This window comes from Geodermatophilus sp. SYSU D00696 (genome assembly GCF_054050235.1).
Genome location: NZ_JBJGYY010000016.1, coordinates 1 through 24702 on the forward strand (window position 1 = coordinate 1; position 24702 = coordinate 24702).

The following is a 24702-nucleotide window of genomic DNA, read 5'->3' on the forward strand; positions in this document are numbered from 1 at the left end:
CCCCGCCCCCCCCCCCCGCCCCCCCCCCCCCCCCCCCCCCCCCCGCCCCCCCGCCCCCCCCCCCCCCCCCCCCCCCGCCGGAACCCGTGGTGTGTCAGGAGCGGTGCACCTCGTCGTAGCCGAGGTCGCCGCCCGGGTCGTCGCCAGCCCGGGCCGGCGGCTCCGCGGGCGCCGGGGGTGCCGGCTGCCGCCCTGCCCCGGCGGTCGCCTCGTGCACGAGGTCGTAGCCGTAGTCGCCGTCGGACCGCTCACCTGACTGTGTCATGACCCCTCCTGGCCGCGCGTGGGCCCGATGCTGCGCGCCCGGCCGGGACGCGCACAAGGCCCCGCGCCGGTCCTCCCCGGGAGCGATGGTGGGCGTGACACGATCCAGCAGGCCACGCGCACGTCCAGGACGTCCTCGAATCCGCGCTCGTCGTCCGCGAGTCGAGCACGGTCTTCTGCGACAGGGAGGGGTCCCGGTGAGGGTCGCGCTGTTCGCCACCTGCCTGGTGGACACCCTGGTGCCGCAGGTGGCCCGGGCGACGGCGGTGCTGCTGCAGCGGCTGGGTCACGAGGTGGTCGTGCCGCCGACCCAGGCCTGCTGCGGGCAGATGCACGTCAACACCGGCTACCGGCGCGAGGCGGTGCCGATCGTGGCCAACCACGTGCGCGCCTTCGCCGGCGCCGAGGCGGTCGTGGCGCCGTCGGGGTCGTGCGTGGCCTCGATCCACCACCAGCAGGCCGCCGTCGCCCGCCGGGCCGGGGACACCGGGCTCGCCGAGGAGGCGGAGGCGCTGGCCGCGCGCACGTACGAGCTGTCGCAGTTCCTCGTCGACGTGCTCGGCGTGACCGACGTCGGCGCCTACTACCCGCACCGGGTCACGTACCACCCGACCTGCCACTCGCTGCGCCTGCTGCGGGTGGGCGACCGGCCGCTGCGGCTGCTGCGCGCCGTCCGCGGGCTGGACCTGGTGGAGCTGCCGGGCGCCGAGTCCTGCTGCGGCTTCGGCGGCACCTTCGCGGTCAAGAACGCCGACACCTCGACGGCGATGCTCACCGACAAGATGGCGAACGTGCTCGCCACCCGCGCCGAGGTGTGCACCGCCGGCGATGCGTCCTGCCTCCTGCACATCGGCGGCGGCCTGTCGCGGCTGCGCTCGGGCACCCGCACGGTGCACCTGGCCGAGATCCTCGCCTCGACGGAGGAGGACGTGAGCCCACGGCAGACGACCCGGCCGGCGGTGCGGGCATGACCGGGCACTTGCGCGGAAGTGCACGAAGGAGGGCCGCGTGACGACGACGCCGCAGGACGGTCGCACCGACCCGACGCCGCTGGCGCCGGGCGCACCCCGCTCGGGCACGACGTTCCTCGGCCTGCCGACGGCGCCCCGCGGCGTGGGCCACCTGCGCGGGGACGTCCCCTTCCCCGACGCCGCCCGCACGGCCCTGCGCGACGGCCAGCTGCGCGCCAACCTCGGCCGGGCGACGACGACGATCCGCGGCAAGCGCGCCGCCGTCGTGTCGGAGGTGCCGCACTGGGAGCAGCTGCGGCAGGCCGGGAAGGCGCTGAAGGCCGCGACCATGGCCCGCCTCGACGAGCACCTGGAGGAGCTCGAGCGCCAGGTGACCGCGCGCGGCGGCACCGTGCACTGGGCGCGCGACGCCGCCGAGGCCAACCGGATCGTCACCGGGCTGGTGCGGGCCACCGGCAGCGACGAGGTGGTCAAGGTCAAGTCGATGGCCACCCAGGAGATCGGCCTGAACGAGGCGCTGGAGACCGCGGGGATCACCGCAGTCGAGACCGACCTGGCCGAGCTGATCGTGCAGCTGGGCGAGGACAGCCCCAGCCACATCCTCGTGCCGGCGATCCACAAGAACCGCTCGGAGATCCGCGAGATCTTCGCCCGCACCATCCCCGGCGTCGACCCGGGCCTCACCGACGACCCGCGGCAACTGGCGATGGCCGCCCGGGCGCACCTGCGCGAGCGGTTCCTGCGCGCCCGGGTCGCCGTCAGCGGGGCCAACTTCGCCGTCGCGGAGACCGGCACGCTCGCCGTCGTCGAGAGCGAGGGCAACGGCCGGATGTGCCTGACGCTGCCGCAGACGCTGATCACCGTCATGGGCATCGAGAAGGTCGTGCCGCGCTGGGTCGACCTCGGCGTCTTCCTGCAGCTGCTCCCCCGCTCCTCCACCGGCGAGCGGATGAACCCCTACACCTCGCTGTGGGCCGGGGTCACCCCCGGCGACGGGCCGGCCGAGTTCCACCTGGTGCTGCTCGACAACGGCCGGACGGCGGTGCTCGCCGACGAGGTGGGCCGCGAGGCGCTGCACTGCATCCGCTGCTCGGCCTGCCTGAACGTGTGCCCGGTGTACGAGCGCGCCGGCGGGCACGCCTACGGCTCGGTCTACCCGGGACCGATCGGCGCGGTGCTCTCCCCGCAGCTCACCGGGGTCGAGGACAACGCCTCGCTGCCGTACGCGTCGTCGCTGTGCGGCGCCTGCTACGACGTCTGCCCGGTGGCCATCGACATCCCGTCGATCCTCGTGCACCTGCGCGCCGAGCACGTGGAGGCCCAGCAGCGGCCCACCGCCGAGGCGGTCGCCTTCCGCGGGCTGTCCCGCGTGATGAGCAACCCGCGGCTGTGGCACCTCGCCCAGCGCGCCGCCGGGCTGGGTCGGCTGCTCGCCAGGGGGAGGCCGACGCTGCCGGCCGCGCTGCCGCCGCCGGCGAGCGCCTGGACCCGCACCCGCGACCTGCCCGCCCCGCCCGGGAGGACGTTCGTGCAGCAGTGGAACGAGGAGCACGGGCGGTGAGCGCGCGCGAGGAGGTGCTCGGCCGGATCCGCACCGCGCTCGGGACCGCCCGGCCGTCGGTCGCCGTCCCGCCGGTGCCCGGGCCGCGCGCCCTGCCGCCCGCCGAGTTGCTCGACCTGCTCGCCGAGCGGGTGGAGGACTACCGCGCCACGGTGCTCCGGTGCGCGCCGGCCGACGTCCCGGCGACCGTCGTCCGCGCGCTCGACTCCGCGCTCGGCACCGGCTGGGACCCGGCCGGCGTCGTCGTCGCCCCCGGCGTCCCGGCCGGCTGGCGGCCGGCGGGGTCGAGAGAGGACGACGGCCGGCGAGCGGTCGAGCTGGCCGCGTTCGCCGCGACGCTCACCGGGGTGGCGACGGCGGTAGCCGAGACCGGGACGCTGGTCCTCGACGGGTCGCCGCTCTCGGGTCGGCGGGCGCTGTCGCTGCTGCCCGACGTCCTGGTGTGCGTCGTCGAGGCCGCGCAGGTGGTGCCCGACGTCCCCGACGCGCTGGCCCGGCTGGACCCCGTCGCCCCGCTCACGATGGTCAGCGGCCCCTCGGCCACCAGCGACATCGAGCTGCAGCGCGTCGAGGGCGTGCACGGCCCGCGGACCCTGGTGGTCGTCCTCGCCGCCTGGTGAAGGACCCTCGTGCCCCCCAGCCCTCAGGTCAGAGGCTCGGGATAGGTGGCGCGCACCGCGCGCATGTCGAGGTCGCGGACGGTGGCCACGAGCAGGTCCACCGAGTCGGCGGGCATCCAGCCGGGCTCGGCGAACACCAGCACGCCGTCGCGGTAGACCATCAGCGTGGGCGCCGACCGCACCCGCAACTCCGCGACGAGCGCGGGCTCGACCTCGGTGTCGACGGCGGCGAAGACCAGGTCGGGGTGCCGCTCGGCGGCGGCGTCGAACACGCCGGCGAAGGCCCGGCTCGAGCCCGACCGCGACGTGCGGAAGTCGACCAGCACGATGCCCGGCGCGGAGACCGCAGCCGCGTAGTCGCGCCCGCGGAGAGGAACCGTTCCCATGCCTGCACCTCCCGTCCGCCGCCCAGTGTGCCCCGACACCGCGCATCGGCAGCAGCCGATCCGGAGGGATCCTGGGTGCCCCAATGATTGGTGCGCCACGGAGTTACCATGGGGAGGTGCAGTACCTCGACACGGCCCCGGCCGACGCCGGCCCGGACGTCGCCGACCCCCTCGCCCTCGAGCGGCAGGTGTGCTTCGCGCTGTCGGTCGCCGCGCGCAACGTCGTCGCCGTCTACCGCCGGTTCCTGGAGCCCATGGGGCTCACCCATCCCCAGTACCTCGTGATGCTCGCCCTCTGGCAGTCCGGGCCGCTCTCGGTCAAGGACCTCTCCCGGCTGCTGCAACTCGACCCCGGCACCCTGTCCCCGCTCCTCAAGCGGCTGGAGTCCGCAGGGTTGGTGCGGCGCGACCGCGACCCGCGCGACGAGCGGGCGCTGGCCGTCGCGCTCACCGACCGCGGGCGGGAGCTGCGCGCGCAGGCGGAGGCCATCCCGGCGGGCATCGTGGAGCACCTCGGCATGCCCCTGGACGAGCTCCAGGCCCTGCACGGCGCCCTGACCCGGGTCATCGACGCCTCGCAGCACGCCCTGGTGGACCAGCCGTGACCGCGCCCACGGGAGCCAGGCAGCCCGACGCCGGCGCCGCCCCCGCACCGCCGCGGGTCCGCCCCGGTGTGCTGCGGTGGGTGGCCTACGCGATGGGCGCCGGGCTGCCCGAGCGGCACCGGACGTGGGTCCTGTACGACACGACGACCGGGACGTGGGTGCTGCGGCACGTGGCGCGCACCCTGGTGCAGCTCGCCGTGCCGATCGCCCTGGTCCTGCTGTTCGTGCCGGGCGCCTTCTGGATCCGCGGGCTCGCCGCGCTCGGCGGGCTCATCCTCGGCATGGCGTTCTCGCTGGCCTACATGACCGAGGCGGTGGAGAACCGGGTGAAGAAGGCCGGCTACGCCCCGGGCTCGGCGCAGGCCGTCCGCGACCTGGCCGGCCGGGAGCGCGAGGCCCGCGACTCCGAGCGCCGCCGCGCCGCGGCCGCCCGGCGGGCCGCCCGCTACCGCGAGCGCCGCGGCGGCTGACCCGCCTCGCGGAACCGCTCGCCGGAGCCCCGGCCGAGGGTGCCCGCTCGCGTACGCTCCGTCCCCGACGCCCGGAGGACCTGGGCCGGGACGGAGCCGAGGTGAGTGGACCCACCCGGGACGACGCGCGCTCGGACGAGCGCGACCGCTACCGCTTCCTGGCCGAGGTCACCGAGTCCCTCGCGCAGAGCCTCGACACCGGGACCGCCGCCGAGCAGCTCGCCCGCCTGGTGGTGCCGCGGCTGGCCGACTGGGCCACCGTCACCGTCCTCGAGGGCGACGGCGCGCCCGGCACCGTGGCCCGCGCCCACCGCGACCCGGCCCTCCTCGACGCCGTCGACACCTACCTGGCCGGCCGGGTGACCGCGCCGCGTGACCACGCCGCCCTCGCCGCCACCCTCTTCGCCGGGGAGCCGGTGCAGCTGACCGCGGTCGAGCCCGACCTGGGCCCGGAGTCCCTGCCCGGGGGCGCGGTACGCCGCGCCTGGGACCGGTTGGACCCGCGGTCGAGCCTGTTCGTCCCGCTGCACGCCCGCGGTTCGGGGTTCGGTGTCCTGTCCCTCGTGCGCTGCGGCGACCGCCCGCCCGCCGGACCCGAGGAGATCGCGCTCGCCGTCGAGGTCGCCCGTCGCGGCGCGCTGGCCTTGGACAACGCCCGGCTCTACGGCCGGCAGGTGCGGGTCGCCGAGACGCTGCAGCACAGCCTGCTCACCCCGCCGCCCCGGCCCGCGGGCCTCGAGCTCGCCGTCCGCTACCGGCCCGCGGTCTCCCAGGACCTCGTCGGCGGGGACTGGTACGACGCCGTCGTGCTGCCCGACGGCGCCACGCTGCTGGTCATCGGCGACGTCGCCGGCCACGGCGTGGAGGCCGCCGCGGCGATGGCCCAGCTGCGCAGTGCGGTGCGGACGCTGGCCTACGACTCCCCCGGCGGGCCGGCCGCCACCCTCGACCGGGTCGACCGCGTGCTCGCCGGGCTGCACGTCGGCACGCTGGCCACCGCGCTCGTCGCCCGGCTGGAACCCGCGGTCGCCGGGGACGCGAACCGCCTGCTGCGCTGGTCGTCGGCCGGGCACCTGCCCCCGCTGCTGCTGCGGGCCGACGGCGCGGTGCGCCTGCTCGTCACCCCGCCGGAACGCCTGCTCGGCACCCAGGAACCCGGCGAGCGCACCGACCACGTCACGACGCTGGCGCCCGGCGAGACGCTGCTGCTGGTCACCGACGGGCTGGTCGAGGTCGGCCGACGCGGCATCGACGAGGGCCTGGCCCGGATCGCCGGCGCCCTCCGCGGCCTCGAGCCGCTCGCGGCCGACGCGCTGTGCGACCGGCTGCTGACCCGGGTGCTCCCCGACCGCACCGACGACGACGTCGCGGTGCTGGCGGTCCGCGTCCTGGCCTGACGGCCCGCGCCGGGACGGCGTCGCGTGTCGACCTGGTGCGGTCTCGGGGCCTCGGAGACCGCACCAGGTCGACACCGGGTGCTCACCCCCAGAAGGCGCGGACCTCCCCGGCGACCCGCTCGCCCTGCGCCCGCCCGGCGCGCGCGGAGGGCGCGCGGCTGGCCGGGTCGAGCGGGTTGGGCCCGAACGCCGCCAGCGCGGCGTCGTCGGCGAGGACCGCGTGCGCCTCGCCGTCGCGGCGCAGGGTGGCCAGCTGCTCCTCCAGCGAGGGACCGAGCGGGCTGCCCGGGAACCCGCCGAAGGGCGCCACCACCAGCACCCGGTCGCAGCCGGCGGCGAGGTCGGCATTCGTGAGCGAGCGCAGGCCGCCGTCCATGAACCGCCCGCCGCCGACGGTGACCGGCGGGTAGACGCCGGGCACCGCGCAGGAGGCGGCGACGGCGTCCACCAGCGGCCAGCCGGTGTCGCGGTCGATCGCCAGGAACTCCCCGTCCGCGGTGTCGATCGCGGTGACGACCAGCCGGGCGGCCGGCCACTCCGGCGAGCCGATCCGCGCGCCGATGACCGCGAGCCGCTCGGACTCCGGCACCGTCTGCGCGCGCAACGCCAGCGCGCCGACCCGCGCCCGCGCCTCCTGCTGACCGGTCACGCCCTCCAGCGCCCGGGCCAGCGCTGCGGCGAACGCCCCGGCGTCGAAGTCCGCGACCCGCTCGGTCGCCGGCACCGGTCCGAGCTGGGCGGCGTAGGCCTCCTCCGGGTCGGCGCCGGTGCGCAGCAGCGTGCCCACGACCGAGCCGGCCGAGGTGCCCACCACGAGGTCGGCGTCGCGGACGTCGACGCCGGCCGCGGCCAGCCCGGACAGCAGCCCCAGCTCCCAGGCGATGCCGGCGACCCCGCCGCCGCCGAGGACGAGCGCGCGGCTCACCCGGCGTCTCCCCGGCGGGGGCGCGGGTACGGGGCGCCGGCGACCGGCAGGAGGGGGTCGGTCATGCGGGCCAGTGTGCACGCGGGGCCCGGACGCGATACGCAGGACGCATGAGCCGGGACGTCACGACGACGGGCGCACTGCCGGAGGGGCTGGCCGACGAGGCGGTCGCCGCGCTGGGCGAGGCGGACGCCGACGCGTTCCTGGCCCGGGTCGAGCTGGCGCTGCCCGACGTCACCGCCGCGCTGGCCGCCCTCTACGGCGAGCGGGCCGGCGGGCTGCTGGACCGGGCGCTGCGGATCGCGCTGCAGGCCGCGGCCGGGCGGCCGGAGCCGCTGCGCCGGCTCGACCGCCGCCGCGAGATCGACCCCGGCTGGTTCCTGCGCTCCCGGATGCAGGGCTACGTCTGCTACGTCGACCGCTTCTGCGGCACGCTCGACCGGCTGCCCGACCACCTCGACCACCTGGCCTCGTTCGGCACCACCTACCTGCACCTCATGCCGCTGCTGCGGCCGCGCGAGGGCGAGAACGACGGCGGGTACGCGGTGGCCGACTACCGCTCGGTGGACCCGCGGCTGGGGACGATGGCCGACCTGGAGGCCGTGGCGACCGCGCTGCACCGGCGCGGCATGAGCCTGTGCGTCGACCTCGTCCTCAACCACACCGCCCGCGAGCACCCGTGGGCGCAGGGGTGGCTGGCCGGCGACCCCGCGTACGCCGGCTTCTACACCGCCTTCCCCGACCGGACCATGCCCGACGCCTACGACGCGACCATCCCGGAGGTGTTCCCCGACCGGGCGCCGGGGTCGTTCACCTGGGTGCCCGAGGCCCGCGGCGGGGAGGGCGGCTGGGTGTGGACGACGTTCTGGCCCTACCAGTGGGACCTCGACTACACCAACCCCGAGGTCACCCTCGCCATGCTCGGCGAGATCACCTGGCTGGCCAACCGCGGCGTCGACGTGTTCCGGATGGACGCCGTGCCGTTCATGTGGAAGCGGCTGGGCACCACCTGCCAGAACCAGCCCGAGGGCCACACCCTGCTGCAGCTGCTGCACGCGCTGACCCGGGTCGCCGCTCCGGGCGTGGTCTTCAAGGCCGAGGCGATCGTGGCGCCCGACGACCTGGTGCCCTACCTCGGCGCGCACGAGCGCTTCCGCCCCGAGTGCGAGCTGGCCTACCACAACTCGCTCATGGTGCTGATGTGGAGCAGCCTGGCCACCCGCGAGGTCCGGCTGGCCCGCCAGGCGCTGGGCCGGATGCGGCCGATCCCGCCGGGCACCACGTGGGTCACCTACGTGCGCGGCCACGACGACATCGGCTGGGCGGTCACCGACACCGACGCCGCCGCGGTCGGCCTCGACGGCTTCGCCCACCGGCGCTTCCTCAACGACTTCTACTCCGGGCGCTTCCCCGGCTCCTTCGCCCGCGGCGCGCTGTTCCAGGAGAACGAGGTCACCGGCGACGCCCGCATCTCCGGGTCGGCGGCGTCGCTGTGCGGCATCGAGGACGCCCTCGACCGAGGCGACGAGTCGGCCCTCGAGGCGGGGCTGCGCCGGCTGGTGCTGCTGTACTCGGTGGCCTACGGCTTCGGCGGCATCCCGCTGCTCTACATGGGCGACGAGCTGGCCCTGCGCAACGACACCGGCTACCTCGACGACCCGCGGCGCGCGCCCGACAACCGCTGGATGCACCGCCCGCCGATGGACTGGGCGGCGGCCGCGCGCACCGCCGTCCCGGACACGCTCGAGGGCCGCGTCGCCGGCGCGCTGCGCCGGCTGGGCGACGTCCGCCGCGCGCTGCCCGCCCTCGACGGCGGCACCGACACCGAGGTGCTCGACGCCGGCGACGACGCCGTCCTGGTGTGGCGGCGCCGGCACCCGCGGCACGGCACCTTCACGGGTCTGGCCAACGTCGCCGCCACTCCGCGGGCGGTCGACGCCGACACCGTCACCGGGTTCGGCGGCTTCGCCTTCGTGCACGGCAGCGACGGCCCGCTCGGGGTCGAGGACGGGCGCCTGGTGGTGCCGGCCCTCGGCTTCGCCTGGTTCGCCGAGCCCTGACCGGGCGGCGCCGCTCACCCGGACGGGTCATGCATCCCGGACGCCCCGGTGTCGATCAGACAGGGAACCCGCCCGCTCGACGGAAGCAGACCGGCATGGCCCCGTCCCCCACCGCAGCCCGCACCCTCGGCGCGCTGCTCGTCGGCCTCTGCACGGCCGGCGTCCTGGTCACCGCGGCCCTGCCCCCCTCGGGCGCGGCGCTGGTCTCCGACCTCACCCAGGCCCTGGCCTCGGGAGCGGCCGCCGCGGCCACCGCCGCGCACGCTGCCCGGTGCGGCGAGCTGCGGGTGCGCGTCGCGTGGTGGCTGCTCTCCGCGGCGTGCGCGGCGTGGTCCGCCGGGCAGGTGTACTGGACGGTCCTCGCGGTGCGCGGCGAGGCGCCCTTCCCGTCGCTGGCCGACGTCGGCTTCCTCGGCTTCTCCGTCCTCGCCGTGCTCGCGCTGGTCGTGCACCCGGCCCGCGGCGGGCGCACCGGCCCGTGGCAGCGGTTCCTCGACGCGCTCATGACCGCCGGCGCCGTGGGCCTGGTCAGCTGGCAGACGGCGCTGGGCGCGGTGCTGCGCGAGGACACCGGCCACGACGTCGCCGTCCGGATGCTGCTGGCCGCCTACCCGGTCGCCGACACCGCGCTGGTCGTGCTGGCCGTCCTGCTGGTCACCCGGACCTCCGGTGACCGCCGGTCGCTCAACCTGGTCGCCGCGGGGGTCACCTCCCTCGCCGTCGCCGACAGCGCCTTCACCTACCTCGCCGCCACCAGCAGCTACGACGGCGGCACCGCCGACGTCGGCTGGACGCTGGCCTTCGTGCTGCTGGCCGTCGCCGGGCTGTGCCGCCCAGGCCGCCCGGCGGAGGCCACGACCGCGGACCGCCGGGTCGGCCGGGCCGGTGCGGCGGCCTCGCTGCTGCCCTACGTGCCGGTCACGGCCGCGCTGGCGACCACCCTGGCGCTGAGCCTCGCCGGCACGCCGCTGTCGCGCGGCGAGATGACGGCGTCCACGGTGGTCATCGCCGCGCTGATCGCCCGGCAGTACATGACCGTCCGGGAGAACGTCCGCCTCGCCGACGACCTCGCCGCCCGCGAGGCGCAGCTGCGGCACCTGGCCTTCTCCGACCCGCTCACCGGCCTGGCCAACCGCTCGCTGTTCCTCGACCGGCTCGGGCACGCCCTCGCGCTGCACGCCCGGGACATGCGGCCGGTCGCGGTCGTCTTCCTCGACCTCGACGACTTCAAGTCGGTCAACGACACCCTCGGGCACGCCGCCGGCGACGAGCTGCTGCTGCGGGTCGCCGAGCGGCTCACCGGGGCGCTGCGCGGTGGCGACACGGTGGCCCGGCTCGGCGGGGACGAGTTCGCCGCCCTCCTCGAGGACGGCGGGGACCCGCTCGAGGCGGCCGCGCGCATCACCGCCGCGATGGCCGTGCCCTTCACCGTCGCCGGCCGCACCCGCGCGGTCGGGGCGAGCACCGGCGTGGTCGCCCTCGGCGCCGGGGACGCCGCGGTGGGCGCCGACGAGCTCATGGCCCGCGCCGACGCGGCGATGTACTCCGCCAAGCGCGCCGGCAAGGGCCGCGTGGTGCAGCACGGCTCCTCCGCTCTCGGCTGATCCGCCCGGGGCGACGTCTGCGGGCGGGACCCGGGGGTGCGACGCTGGCCCGGTGACAGACACAGCGAGGGCGGTGGCGCACCGCGACGGCCGCCGCACGGAGGCGGTCCGCACCTACCAGGGGCACGGCATCCACGCCGCGCCGGGGGTGCACGAGTACGCCGCCGAGCTGGTGCGCACGCTGCTGCCCGACGGCGGGCGGGTGCTGGAGGTGGGCTCGGGCTGCGGCGCGCTGGCGCTGCGGCTGCGCGACGCCGGCATCGACGTCGTCCCCACCGACCTCGACCCGCCGCACGAGTGGATCCACCGGCTCGACCTCGACGCGCCCGTGTGGACCGAGGAGACCCGCGGCCCGTTCGACCTCGTCGTCTGCGTGGAGACCCTCGAGCACGTGGAGAACCCGCGGCAGGTGCTGCGCTCGATCCGCGCGCTGCTGCGCCCCGGAGGGCAGCTGCTGGTGAGCACGCCCAACGTCACGCACCCGCACTCGCGGCTGCTCACCCTCGTGCGCGGCGCGCCCTACATCTTCGGCCCGCGCCACTACCACTCCCCCGGCCACATCACCCTGCTGCCGGACTGGATGCTCACCGAGCACGTCCGGCTGGCCGGGTTCGGCGGCATCGAGGTCACCACCGCCGGCGACACCCTCTACGCGGGGCCGATGCGGGCGGCCTACCGGGTGGAGATGGGGCTGCTCTGGCTGGCCGGCATCCGCCAGCGCGCCACCTCCGGCGACGGCGTCTGCACGTTCGTCACGGCCACCGCCGTCTAGGCACGGACCCTCCAGCCGCTCACCCGGGGTCGGCCGGCACGGGCAGGAACGGCGCCCACGACGTCGCGGTGCACGAGCCGTACCGGTGCGCGGTCAGCTCGCCGGCGAAGAGCTCGAGCGCGCTGGCGACCAGCCGCACCGTGCCGTCGGAGTGCGGGCACGCCCCGCGGGCGGCGACCGGCCCCGACCAGCGGGTGAGCTCGTCGAGCAGCCCCGGCGGCGGGGTCGCCGGCGCGGCGAGGACCGCCAGCGCCGCGGCGATGCGGGGCAGCCCCTCGAGGCAGGACCCGCACCGGCCGGCGGAGTCCCGGGCCAGGTGCTCGACGACGCGGGCGGTCTCCAGCAGGCCGCAGCGGTCGGCGGGCAGCGCGGCGAGCACGCCGGCGCCCAGGTGGACGCCGGCGACGGCGAGGTCGGCCGCGTCGAGGGTCAGGGACCGCGCGGTGGGGAGGGACACCCAGGTGCCGCGGTAGCCGCCGACCAGCACCGCCCGGGCCCCGGTCAGCGGCAGCACGTCGGCCAGCCGGCTGCCCGGCTCGACGTCGACGACGTCGGCGCGCGCGACCCCGGCGGCCTCCCAGCGGCGGGTGACCAGCGCGCGGTCCGCCGCGTCGGGGCACCCGCGGGCCAGCAGGGCCAGCCGGGCGAGGGTCTCGACGTCGAGCACGAGCGTCGGCCGGCCCTCGACGCCCTGGACGCGCACCGGCGGCTCCTCCTCGCAGGGCAGCGCCGGCCGGCCCTGCAGGCCCGCCACCAGCGCCGACTCCTCCCCCGCCACGAACGACGGCGCCACCGGGTGCAGCCGCACGGTGTCCCCGCGCTCGGCCAGCGCCCGCGCGACGGCGGGCAGCGTGGCCGGTGCGGCGGCCAGGACCAGCGTGGTCGCCCCGAGGGTGCGCCCGGCGAGCGCGAGCCCGTCGAGGACCAGGTGCGGCGCGCGGGTCAGCAGCACCCTGTCCTCGAGCGCGGCCGGCTCGCCCTCCGCCCCGTTGGCCACCACGACCGGCGCGCGCCGCGCACGCGCGACGGCCCGGGCGACCGAGCGGACCTTCACCGCGGTGGGGAAGGCGGCGCCGCCGCGCCCGGTCAGCGCGGCGGACTCGGCGAGCGCGGCGACGTCGGCCACCGGCAGCGGCCCGTGGGTGACCAGGTGGTCGGCGAGCGCCGGACCGGGGGCAGCGAGCAGGCCGGGAGGAGCCGGTGGAGCGGCCACGACGGGCGCCGGTACCACCGGGCGTGGCAGGGGCCGGTCGCGCCGCAGCACGGCGGTGGGTGCGGACATCGGTCCCTCCTCGGGACGTCCCGGGAACGGACGTCACGAGCAGACTGGGGAGCGCACCTGCCGTCCACCCGGGTGCTCCCTGGCAATCGCCTGGGAGCGTCGGGGGCTGCGCCGCCCGCACGGGTGCGCCATCGTTGGGCGCGGGCGCCCGCGCGGCCCGCACCCCGGTCCCCGGCCCCGGAGGTCGCCCCGTGTCCCTCGTGACGGTGCTCGCGACCGGCGGCACGATCGCGACCCGCGCCGACGCACGCGGGGTCTCGACCGCGCAGGACAGCGGCGCGGACCTCCTCGCCCGGCTGCCGGGCACCCACCACCCCCGGCTCCGGGTGCGCGACGTGCTGCGCGTCGGCAGCTACCGGATGACGCTGGAGCTCGCCCACGCCGTCGCGCTGGCCGTCGGCGAGGAGCTGGCCGACCCCGAGGTCGACGGCGTCGTCGTCACGCACGGCACGGACACCACCGAGGAGACCGGCTACCTCCTCGACCTGTTCCACCGCGACCCCCGGCCGGTCGTGCTCACCGGCGCCCAGCGGCCGGCCGACGCCCCCGACGGCGACGGGCCGCGCAACCTCGCCGACGCGGTCACCGTCGCCGCGAGCCCGGCCGCCCGGGAACAGGGCGTCCTGGTCGCCTTCGCCGGGCGGGTGTTCCCGGCCCGGGGTACGCGCAAGGTCCACACGCTGGCGGCCGACGCCTTCGGCGCGCCGGACTCGGGCCCGCTGGGCTGGGTCCGCGACGGGGTCCTCCACGTCGAGCGCGCGGTGCGCCGCCGCGAGCCCCTCGACCTCGCCCGCTTCGACCCCGCCGGGGTGCGGGTCGACGTCGTCGCCTGCCACCCCGACGCCGACGCCACCGCGCTGCACGCCTTCGCCGGCGCGGGCGCCCGCGGCCTCGTGCTGGAGGCCACCGGCGCCGGCAACGCCAACCCCGGCATCTGCCGGGCCGTCCGCGAGCTCACCGACGCCGGCCTCGTCGTCGCCACCTCGACCCGGGTGCCGGCCGGCCCGGTCGCCGCGCTGTACGGCGACGGCGGCGGCACCGACCTGCTGGCCGCCGGGGCGCTGCCCGCGGGCCTGCTCCGCCCGTCCCAGGCGCGCGTCCTGCTGGCCGTCCTGCTGGGGGTGCACCGCGACCCGGACGCCGTCCGCGCCGGGTGGCGGGCGCACACCTCCGGCTGACCGGCGCCGCCGGCCCGGAAGAGCCCGGAAGAGCCCGGGAGAGCCCGGACGAGCCCGGTCGCAGGTCGCGGCCCGGCAGACCCGAGAGGAGAAGGGCATGCCCAAGGAGATCCTCTGCGCCTTCGGCGTCGACGTCGACGCGGTGGGCGGCTGGCTGGGGTCCTACGGCGGCGAGGACTCACCCGACGACATCTCGCGCGGCCTGTTCGCCGGCGAGGTCGGCGTCCCGCGCATGCTGGAGCTGTTCGGCCGCCGGGACCTGCCGAGCACCTGGTTCTGGCCGGGCCACTCGATCGAGACCTTCCCCGAGCAGTTCGACGCGTGCGTCGCGGCCGGCTCCGAGATCGGCCTGCACGGCTACAGCCACGAGAACCCCATCGCGATGAGCCGCGAGCAGGAGTCCGCGGTGCTCGACCGCTGCATCGAGCTCGTCGAGCAGCGGGCCGGCCGGCGGCCGACCGGGTACGTCGCCCCGTGGTGGGAGTTCTCGCCGGTCACCAACGAGCTGCTGCTGGAGCGGGGCGTCAAGTACGACCACTCGCTCATGCACCGGGACTTCGAGCCCTACTACGTCCGGGTCGGCGACCGCTGGACGAAGATCGACTACTCGCAGCCGGCCGAGACCTGGATGACGCCGCTGGTCCGGGGCCGGGAGACCGACCTCATCGAGATCCCGGCGAGCTGGTACCTCGACGACCTCCCGCCGATGATGTTCGTCAAGGCCAGCCCGAACAGCCACGGTTTCGTCAGCCCCCGCCACCTCGAGGAGATGTGGCGCGACCAGTTCGACTGGGTCCACCGCGAGATGGACTACGCGGTGGTGACCTTCACCGTGCACCCCGACGTGTCCGGCCGGCCCCAGGTGCTGCTCATGCTCGAGCGGCTGATCGACCACGTGAGCGCCCACGAGGGCGTCCGGTGGATGACCTTCGACCAGATCGCCGACGACTTCGCGGCCCGCTCCCCGCGCCGGGCCTGACCACGGGCGGCCCGGCCGGGGTGCCGTCCCCGGCCGGGCGGGCACCTCAGGCGGGCTGGACGCCGAACGTGCGGGCCAGCCGCTCGATCTTGCGGGCGCGGCCGAGCCGGGGCAGGTCGCTGCCGTCGCGGATGACCTGGCCGCGGGCCTCGAAGTCGGCGAGGAACGCCTGGGCCCAGGCGACGTCGGAGGGCGCGGGGCTGATGACCTCGTTGATGACCGGCGCCTGCTCGGGGTCCAGGCAGAGCTTGCCGGTGAGGCCGAGGGAGACGGTGACCGCCGACTGCTCGCGCAGCACCGGGTGGCTGGTGCTCACCGTCGGCCCGTCGATCGGCCCGGGCAGGTCGCCGATGCGGCTGGCCACCACCAGCCGCGACCGCGGGTAGGCCATCGCCAGGTCGTCGGCGCTGGTGCCGGTGTCACGCCGGTAGTCGCCGCTGCCGAACGCCAGCCGGAACGTGCCGCGCGCCCGGGCGACGTTCACCGCCTCCTCGATGCCCAGCGCCGACTCCACCAGGGCCAGCACCGGGGTCGCGCCGCCGAGCCGGTCGAAGGTCTCGGTGACGTGCTCGGCGGCCTCGGTCTTGGCCAGCACCACACCGGCCAGCCCGGGCAGGCCGGCGAGCGCGGCCACGTCGTGCTCCCACCACGGGGTCGAGTGGTCGTTGATCCGCACCCAGGCCCGGCGGCCGGCGTCCCCGAGCCAGGCGACGACACCGGCGCGCGCCTCGTCCTTGCGCGCCGGGTCGACGGCGTCCTCGATGTCGAGGACCACCTGGTCGGCGCGGGAGGCGTACCGCTCGTCGAAGAGCTCCGGGCGGGCGCCGTTGACCAGCAGCCACGACCGTGCGTCCGCCGGACCGACCCTCGTGCGTGTCGTCATGACGTCATCCTCGCGCGGCGCGCCGCCGCGACCGAGCCGACTCCCGGTCAGCGGGACGTGATGAACCCCACCCGACCGGATCGGACGGTCCACCGACCGGATCGGTCGGTCCGGCGTAGCGTCGCGTCCGTGGCACGCCCCTTCCGGCAGCAGATCGACGAGGGCATCCTCGACCGGGCCGCCGGCCTGTTCGCCCGCCGCGGCTACGCGAAGACCTCGCTGCAGGACGTCGCCGGTGCCGTGGGCCTGTCCAAGGCCGGCCTGCTGCACCACTTCCCGAGCAAGGACGCGCTGCACGAGGCGGTCCTGGCCCACGCCGACGCGCTGGGCCAGCAGGTGCTCGCCGCGGTGCGGCACCTGCCGCCCGGGCCCGCGCGCGACCGCCGCGCCGTCGACGTCCTCGTCGACGTCGCCCTCGGCCACCCCGGCTTCGTCGCCCTGCTGCTGGCCCCGGTGACCGAGCTCGCCGACGGCGGCGGGCGCGAGCCGGGCGCTCCGGAGAACGCGGTGCTCGAGTGCTTCGGCGTCCACCCCGGCGACGACGGCGCCGACCCCGAGCGCCTGGTGCGGGTGGTCGGCGCCCTCGCCGCGCTCGCCGTCCTGACCCTGACCGCCCAGCAGGCGGACCGGACCACCGCGTGGCGGCCGCTGGTCGTCGCCACGTGCCTCGACGCGCTCGGACACCGGCGTCCGCGCGCGCTCCCTTCCCACCCCACCCAGGCGGAGGCCTGATCGTCCATGGCAGTCCTGTTGTCCCGTCTCGGGACCTCCTCCGCGCGGCACCGGTTCGCCGTCCTCGCCGTGTGGCTGCTCGTCCTCGTGGCCGGCGGCGCCGGCGCGGCCACGCTCGCGGGCGAGACCTCGACCGAGTTCGCCATCCCCGGCCAGGAGTCCACCACCGCGCTCGAGCGCATCGACGAGGAGTTCGGCGCCGCGGCCGGCGGGGTCACCGCGCAGGTCGTCGTCGCCGCCCCCGAGGGCGCGCAGCTCACCACGCCGGAGAACGCCGCGGCGCTCGCCGAGCTGGTCGGCACGCTCGCCGCGCTCCCCGGCGTCACCTCGGCGACCGACCCGCTGGACCGGGCCGCCCCCACGGTGAACGCGGCGCAGGACACCGGCTACAGCACCGTCACCTACGGCGGCGACGGCGGGGTCACCCCCGAGCAGCGGGAGGCGCTGCTGTCGGCCGTCGAGGACGCCGGCGCGGACGCCGGCGCGGGCGGGCTGACCGTGGAGGTCACCGGCCAGGCGGTCGAGGAGGTGCCGGCCGTCGGCGGCCCGTCCGAGGTGGTCGGCGTCGTCGTCGCCCTGCTCGTCCTGGCCGTCACCTACGGCGCGCTGGTGGTCGCCGGCATGAACCTGCTGACCGCCCTGGTCGGCGTGGGCGTCGGCGTCCTCGGCATCACCATCGCGACCGGCTTCACCGAGCTGTCCTCGACGACGCCGATCCTCGCCGCGATGCTCGGCCTGGCCGTCGGCATCGACTACACGCTGTTCATCGTCACCCGACACCGGCAGGAGCTGCTGCGCGGCACCGACGTGCGCACCTCGATCGGCCTGGCCGTCGGCACCGCCGGCTCCGCGGTGGTCACCGCCGGGCTGACCGTCGTCATCGCGCTGGCCGGGCTCTTCGTCGCCGGCATCCCCTTCCTGACCCAGATGGGCCTGGCCGCGGCCGGCACGATCGTCGTCGCGGTGCTGGTCGCGCTGACCCTGGTGCCGGCGGTGCTGGCGCTGCTCGGGCACCGGGTCCTGCCGCGGCGGGCCCGCGCGGCGGTGGCGGCGTCGGCCCCGGCGCCGGCCCGCGGCCGCGGGTTCCTCGCCGGCTGGGTCGCGACCGTCACCTCCCGGCGGGTGGCCTCGCTGCTGGTGGCCGTCCTCGCCCTGGGCGTGGCCGCCGTCCCGGTCGCCTCGCTGCGCACCACGCTCATCCAGTCGCCGGCCGGGGACAGCACCGCCGCGCGCGCCGACGCGCTGATCGCCGAGGGCTTCGGCGAGGGCTTCCGCGGCCCGATCACCGTCCTGTTCGAGGGCGACGGGGCGGTCGAGGCGGCCGCGGGGGTCAGCGCGGAGGTCGCCGGGCTCGACGACGTCGCCGTGGTCTCCCCGCCGGTCCCCGCTGCCGACGGCACCGCGGCGCTGCTCACGGTGGTGCCGGAGTCCGGCCCGGCGAGCGAGGCCACCGAGCGGCTGGTCACCGACCTGCGCGCCGCGCTGGCCGACCTCGACGGCGTCGAGGCCTCGGTCACCGGGGCGACGGCGGTCAGCGTCGACGTCGCCCAGAGCCTGGACGAGGCGCTGCCGGTGTACCTGCTGCTCGTCGTCGGGCTGGCGCTGGTGCTGCTGGTCCTGGTGTTCCGGTCGCTGCTGGTGCCGCTGGTCGGCGTGCTGGGCTTCCTGCTCACCATCGGCGCCGCGCTGGGCGCCACCGTGGCGGTGTTCCAGTGGGGCTGGCTGGCCGGCGCGCTCGGCGTCGACAGCACCGGACCGCTGCTGAGCCTCACGCCGATCCTGGTCATCGGCATCCTGTTCGGCCTGGCGATGGACTACCAGGTGTTCCTGGTGTCGCGGATGCACGAGGCGCACAGCTCCGGCACCCCGCCGCTGGAGGCCGTCCGCACCGGGTTCCGGCAGGCGGCGCCGGTGGTCGTGGCGGCCGCGCTGATCATGTTCTCGGTGTTCGCCGGCTTCGTGCCGGGCGCCGAGCCGACGATCACCTCGATCGCCTTCGCGCTGGCCGTCGGCATCCTCGTCGACGCCTTCGTCGTCCGGATGGTGCTGGTCCCGGCCGCGCTGGCGCTGCTCGGCGGGCGCGCCTGGTGGCTGCCGCGCTGGCTGTCCTGGCTGCCGGTGCTCGACGTCGAGGGCGCGGCGCTCGAGCGGCACCCGGGCGCGCCGGCCGAGCGGGAGCTGGTCGGCGACCCGCGCTGACCCGGCGCCTCCCCGCGGCCCGCCTCCCCTCCCGGGGAGGCGGGCCGTGCTGTCTCATGTCGGGGTGGTCACGCCTCCGGTCACCCGTCCCCAGGTCCTGCGCTACGTCGCCTTCAGCGACGACCCGTCCGGCGGCAACCCGGCCGGCGTCGTCCTGGACGCGACCGGGCTCACCGACGAGCGCATGCTCGCCATCGCCGCGGAGGTCGGCTACTCCGAGACGGCGTTCCTGGTCCCGCAGCCCGACGGTCCGGTCGCGCGGTACTTCAGCCCGCTGGCCGAGGTCACCTTCTGCGGGCACGCCACGATCGCGGCCGCCGTCGCCGTCGCCGCCGCCGAGCGCTCCGGCGGCGGGACGCTGCACCTGCACACCCTCGCCGGCGAGGTGCCGGTGCGCACCGAGCGCACGCCCGACGGCGCCTGGACGGCGACCCTCACCAGCGTCGCGCCCCGCACCGCCGCCCTGTCCGACGACGACCTCGACCGGCTGCTGGACCTGCTGCGGATGTCGCGCGGCGACCTCGACCCGGCACTGCCGCCGCGGGTGGCCTACGCCGGCGCCTGGCACCCGGTGCTGCCGCTGGCCTCCCGCGCGCGGCTGGCCCTGCTCGACTACGACGTGCCGGGGCTCGGCCGGCTGATGGCCGACCGCGACTGGACGACGGTGGCGCTGGTGTGGCGCCAGGACCCGACCACGTTCGTCGCCCGCAACCCCTTCCCGCCCGGCGGCGTCGTCCAGGACCCGGCCACGGGCGCGGCGGCCGCGGCCCTGGGCGGCTACCTCCGGGAGGGCGGGCACGTCCCGGCGCCCTCCCGGCTGACCGTCCTGCAAGGCGCGGACATGGGCCGGCCGAGCACACTGTCGGTGTACGTCCCCGCGGAGCCGGGCAGCGGCATCGAGGTCGGCGGCCGCGCCGTCCGGATCCCCGGCTGAGGTCCCCCGCGATCGGGGGTGCCGTCGCGCTCCTCCACGCGGCACAGTTCTCCTGAGCGCTCCCGGACGAGAGGACCAGCAGTGACCCAGCCAGCTCCGGGCCCGGCGACGGCGCCGGCCCTGCCCTCCTACGCCAGCGGCACCTCGACCCTCCCCCTGATCGGGGACACCATCGGGGCGAACCTGGACCGGACGGCGGCGCGGGTCGGCGACCACGAGGCGCTGGTGGAGTGCGCGACCGGCCGCCGGTGGACCTACCCGCAACTGGTCGCCGACGTCGACGCCTGCGCCCTCGGCCTCGACGCCCTGGGCGTGGCCACGGGCGACCGGGTCGGCATCTGGTCGCCCAACTGCGCGGAGTGGGTGTTCGTGCAGTACGGGACCGCCAAGCTCGGCGCGGTCATGGTCAACATCAACCCCGCCTACCGCACCCACGAGCTGGCGTTCGTGCTGCGCCAGGCCGGCATCTCGGTGCTGGTCGCCGCGCCGTCGTTCAAGACCAGCGACTACCGGGCGATGGTCGCCGAGGTCCGCGGCGAGTGCCCCGAGCTGCGCGAGGTCGTCTTCCTGGGCGACCCGGAGTGGGAGCAGCTGATGAGCACCGGCCGGGCCGCCGACCGTTCGCTGCTCGAGTCCCGCGCCGCCGAGCTCTCCCCCGACGACCCGATCAACATCCAGTACACGTCGGGCACGACCGGCTTCCCCAAGGGCGCCACCCTCAGCCACCACAACCTGCTCAACAACGGGTTCTTCGTGGGCGAGGGCTGCGGCTACACCGAGGCCGACCGGATCTGCATCCCGGTGCCCTTCTACCACTGCTTCGGCATGGGGATGGGCAACCTGGGGGCCACCAGCCACGGCGCGACGATGGTCATCCCCGCCCCGGCGTTCGACCCGGCGGCCACGCTGCGCGCGGTGCAGGACGAGCGCTGCACCTCGCTCTACGGCGTCCCGACGATGTTCATCGCCGAGCTCGCGCTGCCCGACTTCGGCACCTACGACCTGTCCAGCCTGCGCACCGGCATCATGGCCGGCTCACCGTGCCCGGTGGAGGTGATGAAGCGGGTGGTCGCCGAGATGGGCATGACGGAGGTGACCATCTGCTACGGCATGACCGAGACCTCGCCGGTGTCCACCCAGACCGGCGCCGACGACGACCTCGACCGGCGCACCTCCACGGTCGGCCGGGTGCACCCGCACCTCGAGGTGAAGATCGTCGACCCGGCCACCGGCATCACCGTCCCGCGCGGCACGCCCGGCGAGTTCTGCACCCGCGGCTACTCGGTGATGCTCGGCTACTGGAACGAGCCGGAGAAGACCGCGGAGGTCATCGACCGCGCCCGCTGGATGCACACCGGCGACCTCGCGGTGATGGACGACGAGGGCTACCTCAACATCGTCGGCCGGATCAAGGACATGGTCATCCGCGGCGGGGAGAACGTGTACCCGCGCGAGGTCGAGGAGTTCCTCTACACCCACCCCGACGTCGTCGACGCGCAGGTGATCGGCGTCCCCGACGAGCGCTACGGCGAGGAGCTGATGGCCTGGGTGCGGCTGCGCGAGGGCGCCGAGCCGCTCACCCCCGAGGCGCTGCGCGAGTTCTGCGCGGGCAAGCTCGCCCACTACAAGGTGCCGCGGTACGTGAAGGTCGTCGAGTCCTTCCCGATGACCGTCACCGGCAAGGTGCGCAAGGTCGAGATGCGCGAGGTGTCGGTCGAGGAGCTCGGCCTGCAGCAGGCCGCCGCGGTCCGCAACGCCTGACCCGCCACCCGCGAGGGAGTGCGCCGGCGCCGGGTCCCACGGCCCGGGACGCGGCGTCGGCGCACACCCTCGGGCGGCCCGGCGGCGATGACTCCCGGCGCGGTCCCCGGTCTGCACCCCACACCGGTCGACCGCACCCGAGGAGCGCCCACCGTGACCGCCACGTACACCTTCGACGTCCTCTGCACCCTCGACGGCTTCGCCTCCTTCAGCGGCGGCGACTGGGGCGGCTACTGGGGCAAGCACGGCCCCGAGTTCCTCGACCGGCGCCTGGCCCAGTACGAGCAGGAGCAGCGGATGGTCCTGGGCGCGACCACCTTCCGGCAGTTCGTGGAGTACCTGCGCCCGGCCTCGGAGGACCCGGGTGGCGGTGACCCGGTGAACACCGCGATGAAGCACCTGCCGACGACGGTGGTCTCGACGACGCTGGAGGGCCCCCTCGACTGGCCGGACGCGACCCTCGCGCGCGGCGACGCCGTCGACGTCGTCGCCCGGCTCAAGGAGGAGTCGGCGGTGCCGCTGCGCTCGCACGGCAGCCTGTCGCTGAACCGGGCGCTGATGGCCGCGGGCCTGGTCGACCGCGTGCAGGTGACGATCTTCCCCGTGATCACCGGCCGGACCGGGACCGAGCCGGTCTTCGCCGGCGCGGCCGACTTCGACCTCGAGCTGGTGGAGAGCCGGACGCTCGACGGCTCCACCCAGGAACTGGTCTACCGGCCCACCCTGCACGGCTGAGCGCGTGCGCCCCGGGAGCGTGTGCGCCGACGCCGTGTCCGAGCGCCCGGAACGCCGCGTCGGCGCACCCGCTCAGGCGGTCGCGGCGGCCTCGGCCATGGCGGCGAGCAGGGCGGCCATCTCGGCCCGGGACACCCGCCCGGCGCTGTGCGGGGTGGAGTTGACCAGCCCGAAGACGGCGTGCGCGCGGGCCCGGCTGGCGGCGGTGCCCTCCTCCGGGCGCAGCCGGGCGAGCACCTCGACCCACACCTCGACGTAGCGGCGCTGCAGCCGGCGCACCCGCGCGGCGTCGTCGACCGGCAGCGAGCCCAGGTCGCGGTCCTGCACGGTGATCAGCGCCGGGTTGTCCAGCGCGAAGTCCACCTGGAAGGCCACCAGCGCGCGCAGCTGGGCGGCCGGGTCGGGGCCGGCCGCGGCCGCCCGCTCCCGCGCGCCGTCGAGCAGCCGCCGGCTGATGCCCTCGAGCATCTCGGCGAGCATCGCGTCCTTGCTCGCGAAGTGCCGGTAGATGGCCGGGCCGGTCACCCCCACGGCGGCGCCGACGTCGTCGACCCCCACCGACCGGGAGCCGCGCTCGGCGAACAGCTGTGCGGCCGCCCGGAGGATCTGCTCGCGCCGCGACGGGCGGGCGGCGTCGGCGGACAGCGCGGTGTCGACCTCACCGCCGGTGACCGCGCCCGTCATGGGGGGATGGTAGCGGCGGGAGTGAACGTCGGTTAACGTGACCACCGTGACGTTAACTGCGGTTAACTCGTCGGAGAGCGCCCCGGCAGGTGTCGACACCGGCGCGGTGCTGACCTCCCGGGTCGACGTCCGCGGCGAGACCTTCGCCCGCAACGCCGCCACCCAGGGGGAACTGCGCGCGCAGCTGCACGACAAGCTGGCGGCCGCGGCCCTGGGCGGGCCCGAGCGCACCCGCGAGCGGCACGTGGCCCGCGGCAAGCTGCTCCCCCGCGACCGGGTGGACACCCTGCTCGACCCGGGCAGCCCGTTCCTGGAGCTGTCGCCGCTGGCCGCCGACGGCATGTACGACGGCGACGCGCCGGGCGCCGGGATCATCACCGGCGTCGGGCGGGTCAGCGGCCGCGAGGTCGTCGTCGTGGCCAACGACGCCACCGTCAAGGGCGGCACCTACTACCCGATGACGGTGAAGAAGCACCTGCGCGCGCAAGAGGTGGCGCTGCAGAACCGGCTGCCCTGCGTCTACCTCGTCGACTCCGGCGGCGCCTTCCTGCCCATGCAGGACGAGGTGTTCCCCGACCGCGAGCACTTCGGCCGGATCTTCTTCAACCAGGCCACGATGAGCGCGCAGGGCATCCCGCAGATCGCCGCCGTCCTGGGCTCGTGCACCGCCGGCGGCGCCTACGTGCCGGCGATGGCCGACGAGGCGGTGATCGTCCGCGACCAGGGCACGATCTTCCTGGGCGGCCCGCCGCTGGTGAAGGCCGCCACCGGCGAGGTCGTCAGCGCCGAGGACCTCGGCGGCGGGCTGCTGCACAGCCGCACCTCCGGCGTCACCGACCACCTCGCCGACGACGACGCGCACGCGCTGCGGATCGTCCGCGACATCGTCGGCACCCTCGGCCCGCGCAGCCCGCGCCCGTGGGACGTGCGGCCGGCCGAGGAGCCCGCCCTCGACCCCGCCGAGCTGCCCGGCGTCGTCCCGGCCGACCCCCGCACCCCCTACGACGTCCGCGAGGTCATCGCCCGGATCGTCGACGGCAGCCGGTTCAGCGAGTTCAAGGCGCTCTACGGGTCCACGCTGGTCTGCGGCTTCGCGCACGTGCAGGGGCACCCGGTCGGCATCGTGGCCAACAACGGCGTGCTGTTCGGCGAGTCGGCGCTCAAGGGCGCGCACTTCATCGAGCTGTGCGACCAGCGCTCGATCCCGCTGCTGTTCCTGCAGAACATCACCGGCTTCATGGTCGGCCGCGACTACGAGGCCGGCGGCATCGCCAAGCACGGCGCGAAGATGGTCACCGCGGTCGCCTGCGCCCGGGTGCCCAAGCTGACCGTCGTCATCGGCGGCTCGTTCGGCGCCGGCAACTACTCGATGTGCGGCCGGGCCTACTCCCCCCGCTTCCTGTTCACCTGGCCCGGCGCCCGCATCTCCGTCATGGGCGGCGAGCAGGCCGCGTCGGTGCTCGCCACCGTGCGCCGCGACCAGCTCGGCGACGCGTGGAGCGCCGAGGACGAGGAGGCGTTCAAGGAGCCGATCCGCGCGCAGTACGAGCACCAGGGCAACGCCTGGTACGCGACCGCGCGCCTCTGGGACGACGGGGTCATCGACCCCCTCGACACCCGCACCGTCCTCGGCCTGGCGCTGTCGGCGTGCGCGAACGCGCCGCTCGCGCCGGTCTCCTACGGCGTCTTCCGGATGTAGT

General features: G+C 76.2%; 23 protein-coding genes. 17 read left to right on the forward strand and 6 right to left on the reverse strand.

What is annotated here, in order from left to right; genetic code table 11:
- Positions 1 to 94 precede the first annotated feature (94 nt).
- Complete coding sequence (locus ACI79O_RS11885) at positions 95 to 265, reverse strand: hypothetical protein (protein WP_456888794.1); 171 nt, start codon at positions 263 to 265, stop codon at positions 95 to 97.
- 196 nt (positions 266 to 461) lie between these two features.
- On the opposite strand from ACI79O_RS11885, the gene ACI79O_RS11890 reads away from it, so the two are divergent.
- From ACI79O_RS11890 to ACI79O_RS11900, 3 genes are read left to right on the forward strand one after another with little or no spacing between them, the layout of a single operon-like run.
- Positions 462 to 1235: a (Fe-S)-binding protein gene (locus ACI79O_RS11890; RefSeq protein WP_456914221.1), complete on the forward strand. Its 774-nt coding sequence runs from the start codon at positions 462 to 464 to the stop codon at positions 1233 to 1235.
- Positions 1236 to 1272: 37 nt separating this feature from the next.
- On the forward strand, positions 1273 to 2796 hold the full coding sequence (locus tag ACI79O_RS11895; protein WP_456914222.1) for a LutB/LldF family L-lactate oxidation iron-sulfur protein: 1524 nt from the start codon (positions 1273 to 1275) through the stop codon (positions 2794 to 2796).
- Positions 2793 to 3416 carry a LutC/YkgG family protein gene (locus ACI79O_RS11900; RefSeq protein WP_456914223.1) on the forward strand — a complete coding sequence of 208 codons (624 nt, stop codon included), beginning with the start codon at positions 2793 to 2795 and terminating at the stop codon, positions 3414 to 3416. Before ACI79O_RS11895 ends, ACI79O_RS11900 begins: the two co-directional genes overlap by 4 nt.
- Before the next feature lie 23 nt (positions 3417 to 3439).
- Here ACI79O_RS11900 and ACI79O_RS11905 read toward each other — a convergent pair whose 3' ends face one another.
- Positions 3440 to 3802 carry a thioredoxin family protein gene (locus ACI79O_RS11905; protein WP_456888801.1) on the reverse strand — a complete coding sequence of 121 codons (363 nt, stop codon included), beginning with the start codon at positions 3800 to 3802 and terminating at the stop codon, positions 3440 to 3442.
- A gap of 116 nt (positions 3803 to 3918) precedes the next feature.
- Here ACI79O_RS11905 and ACI79O_RS11910 point away from each other — a divergent pair, with 116 nt between their 5' ends.
- The 3 genes from ACI79O_RS11910 to ACI79O_RS11920 all read left to right on the forward strand — a co-directional run bounded on the left by ACI79O_RS11910 (position 3919) and on the right by ACI79O_RS11920 (position 6274).
- Entirely contained in the window at positions 3919 to 4407 is a 489-nt protein-coding gene (locus tag ACI79O_RS11910) for a MarR family winged helix-turn-helix transcriptional regulator (protein ID WP_456888802.1), read from the forward strand.
- Complete coding sequence (locus tag ACI79O_RS11915) at positions 4404 to 4877, forward strand: DUF5313 family protein (protein WP_456914224.1); 474 nt, start codon at positions 4404 to 4406, stop codon at positions 4875 to 4877. Before ACI79O_RS11910 ends, ACI79O_RS11915 begins: the two co-directional genes overlap by 4 nt.
- Positions 4878 to 4978: 101 nt before the next feature.
- Entirely contained in the window at positions 4979 to 6274 is a 1296-nt protein-coding gene (locus tag ACI79O_RS11920) for a PP2C family protein-serine/threonine phosphatase (RefSeq protein ID WP_456914225.1), read from the forward strand.
- Positions 6275 to 6356: 82 nt separating this feature from the next.
- Here the strand turns inward: ACI79O_RS11920 and ACI79O_RS11925 are convergent, their stop codons facing one another.
- A complete protein-coding gene (locus tag ACI79O_RS11925; RefSeq protein WP_456914226.1) occupies positions 6357 to 7199 on the reverse strand; it encodes a patatin-like phospholipase family protein in 843 nt (280 codons plus the stop codon).
- Between the two features lie 110 nt (positions 7200 to 7309).
- On the opposite strand from ACI79O_RS11925, the gene ACI79O_RS11930 reads away from it, so the two are divergent.
- The 3 genes from ACI79O_RS11930 to ACI79O_RS11940 all read left to right on the forward strand — a co-directional run bounded on the left by ACI79O_RS11930 (position 7310) and on the right by ACI79O_RS11940 (position 11635).
- Positions 7310 to 9259, forward strand: coding sequence for an alpha-amylase family protein (locus ACI79O_RS11930; RefSeq protein WP_456914227.1), 1950 nt, complete (start codon positions 7310 to 7312; stop codon positions 9257 to 9259).
- 95 nt (positions 9260 to 9354) lie between these two features.
- On the forward strand, positions 9355 to 10863 hold the full coding sequence (locus tag ACI79O_RS11935) for a diguanylate cyclase domain-containing protein (RefSeq protein WP_456888808.1): 1509 nt from the start codon (positions 9355 to 9357) through the stop codon (positions 10861 to 10863).
- Between the two features lie 52 nt (positions 10864 to 10915).
- Positions 10916 to 11635: a class I SAM-dependent methyltransferase gene (locus ACI79O_RS11940; RefSeq protein WP_456888809.1), complete on the forward strand. Its 720-nt coding sequence runs from the start codon at positions 10916 to 10918 to the stop codon at positions 11633 to 11635.
- A 19-nt stretch (positions 11636 to 11654) separates the two neighbouring features.
- On the opposite strand, the gene ACI79O_RS11945 is transcribed toward ACI79O_RS11940, so the two are convergent.
- Positions 11655 to 12917 (reverse strand): NADH-ubiquinone oxidoreductase-F iron-sulfur binding region domain-containing protein, encoded by a 1263-nt coding sequence (locus tag ACI79O_RS11945; RefSeq protein ID WP_456888810.1) that lies wholly within the window; start codon positions 12915 to 12917, stop codon positions 11655 to 11657.
- Positions 12918 to 13108: 191 nt separating this feature from the next.
- Here ACI79O_RS11945 and ACI79O_RS11950 point away from each other — a divergent pair, with 191 nt between their 5' ends.
- Together ACI79O_RS11950 and ACI79O_RS11955 are read left to right on the forward strand one after the other, a co-directional pair.
- Positions 13109 to 14095, forward strand: coding sequence for an asparaginase (locus tag ACI79O_RS11950; RefSeq protein ID WP_456888812.1), 987 nt, complete (start codon positions 13109 to 13111; stop codon positions 14093 to 14095).
- Positions 14096 to 14192: 97 nt separating this feature from the next.
- A complete protein-coding gene (locus tag ACI79O_RS11955) occupies positions 14193 to 15074 on the forward strand; it encodes a polysaccharide deacetylase family protein (protein WP_456888814.1) in 882 nt (293 codons plus the stop codon).
- 46 nt (positions 15075 to 15120) lie between these two features.
- Here ACI79O_RS11955 and ACI79O_RS11960 read toward each other — a convergent pair whose 3' ends face one another.
- Positions 15121 to 15957, reverse strand: a complete 837-nt coding sequence (locus tag ACI79O_RS11960; protein ID WP_456888815.1) for an HpcH/HpaI aldolase/citrate lyase family protein — start codon at positions 15955 to 15957, stop codon at positions 15121 to 15123.
- A 129-nt stretch (positions 15958 to 16086) separates the two neighbouring features.
- Between ACI79O_RS11960 and ACI79O_RS11965 the strand changes: the two genes are divergently transcribed.
- The 5 genes from ACI79O_RS11965 to ACI79O_RS11985 all read left to right on the forward strand — a co-directional run bounded on the left by ACI79O_RS11965 (position 16087) and on the right by ACI79O_RS11985 (position 22318).
- Positions 16087 to 16689, forward strand: coding sequence for a TetR/AcrR family transcriptional regulator (locus ACI79O_RS11965; RefSeq protein WP_456888816.1), 603 nt, complete (start codon positions 16087 to 16089; stop codon positions 16687 to 16689).
- A gap of 6 nt (positions 16690 to 16695) precedes the next feature.
- On the forward strand, positions 16696 to 18888 hold the full coding sequence (locus ACI79O_RS11970; RefSeq protein ID WP_456888818.1) for an MMPL family transporter: 2193 nt from the start codon (positions 16696 to 16698) through the stop codon (positions 18886 to 18888).
- 64 nt (positions 18889 to 18952) lie between these two features.
- Entirely contained in the window at positions 18953 to 19822 is an 870-nt protein-coding gene (locus tag ACI79O_RS11975; RefSeq protein ID WP_456914229.1) for a PhzF family phenazine biosynthesis protein, read from the forward strand.
- A gap of 81 nt (positions 19823 to 19903) precedes the next feature.
- Entirely contained in the window at positions 19904 to 21583 is a 1680-nt protein-coding gene (locus ACI79O_RS11980; RefSeq protein WP_456914230.1) for an AMP-binding protein, read from the forward strand.
- Between the two features lie 153 nt (positions 21584 to 21736).
- Positions 21737 to 22318 (forward strand): dihydrofolate reductase family protein, encoded by a 582-nt coding sequence (locus ACI79O_RS11985; protein WP_456914232.1) that lies wholly within the window; start codon positions 21737 to 21739, stop codon positions 22316 to 22318.
- 72 nt (positions 22319 to 22390) lie between these two features.
- Here the strand turns inward: ACI79O_RS11985 and ACI79O_RS11990 are convergent, their stop codons facing one another.
- Positions 22391 to 23002 carry an SACE_7040 family transcriptional regulator gene (locus ACI79O_RS11990; protein ID WP_456888825.1) on the reverse strand — a complete coding sequence of 204 codons (612 nt, stop codon included), beginning with the start codon at positions 23000 to 23002 and terminating at the stop codon, positions 22391 to 22393.
- A gap of 46 nt (positions 23003 to 23048) precedes the next feature.
- On the opposite strand from ACI79O_RS11990, the gene ACI79O_RS11995 reads away from it, so the two are divergent.
- Positions 23049 to 24701: a carboxyl transferase domain-containing protein gene (locus ACI79O_RS11995; protein WP_456914233.1), complete on the forward strand. Its 1653-nt coding sequence runs from the start codon at positions 23049 to 23051 to the stop codon at positions 24699 to 24701.
- The last annotated feature ends 1 nt before the right edge of the window (position 24702 follow it).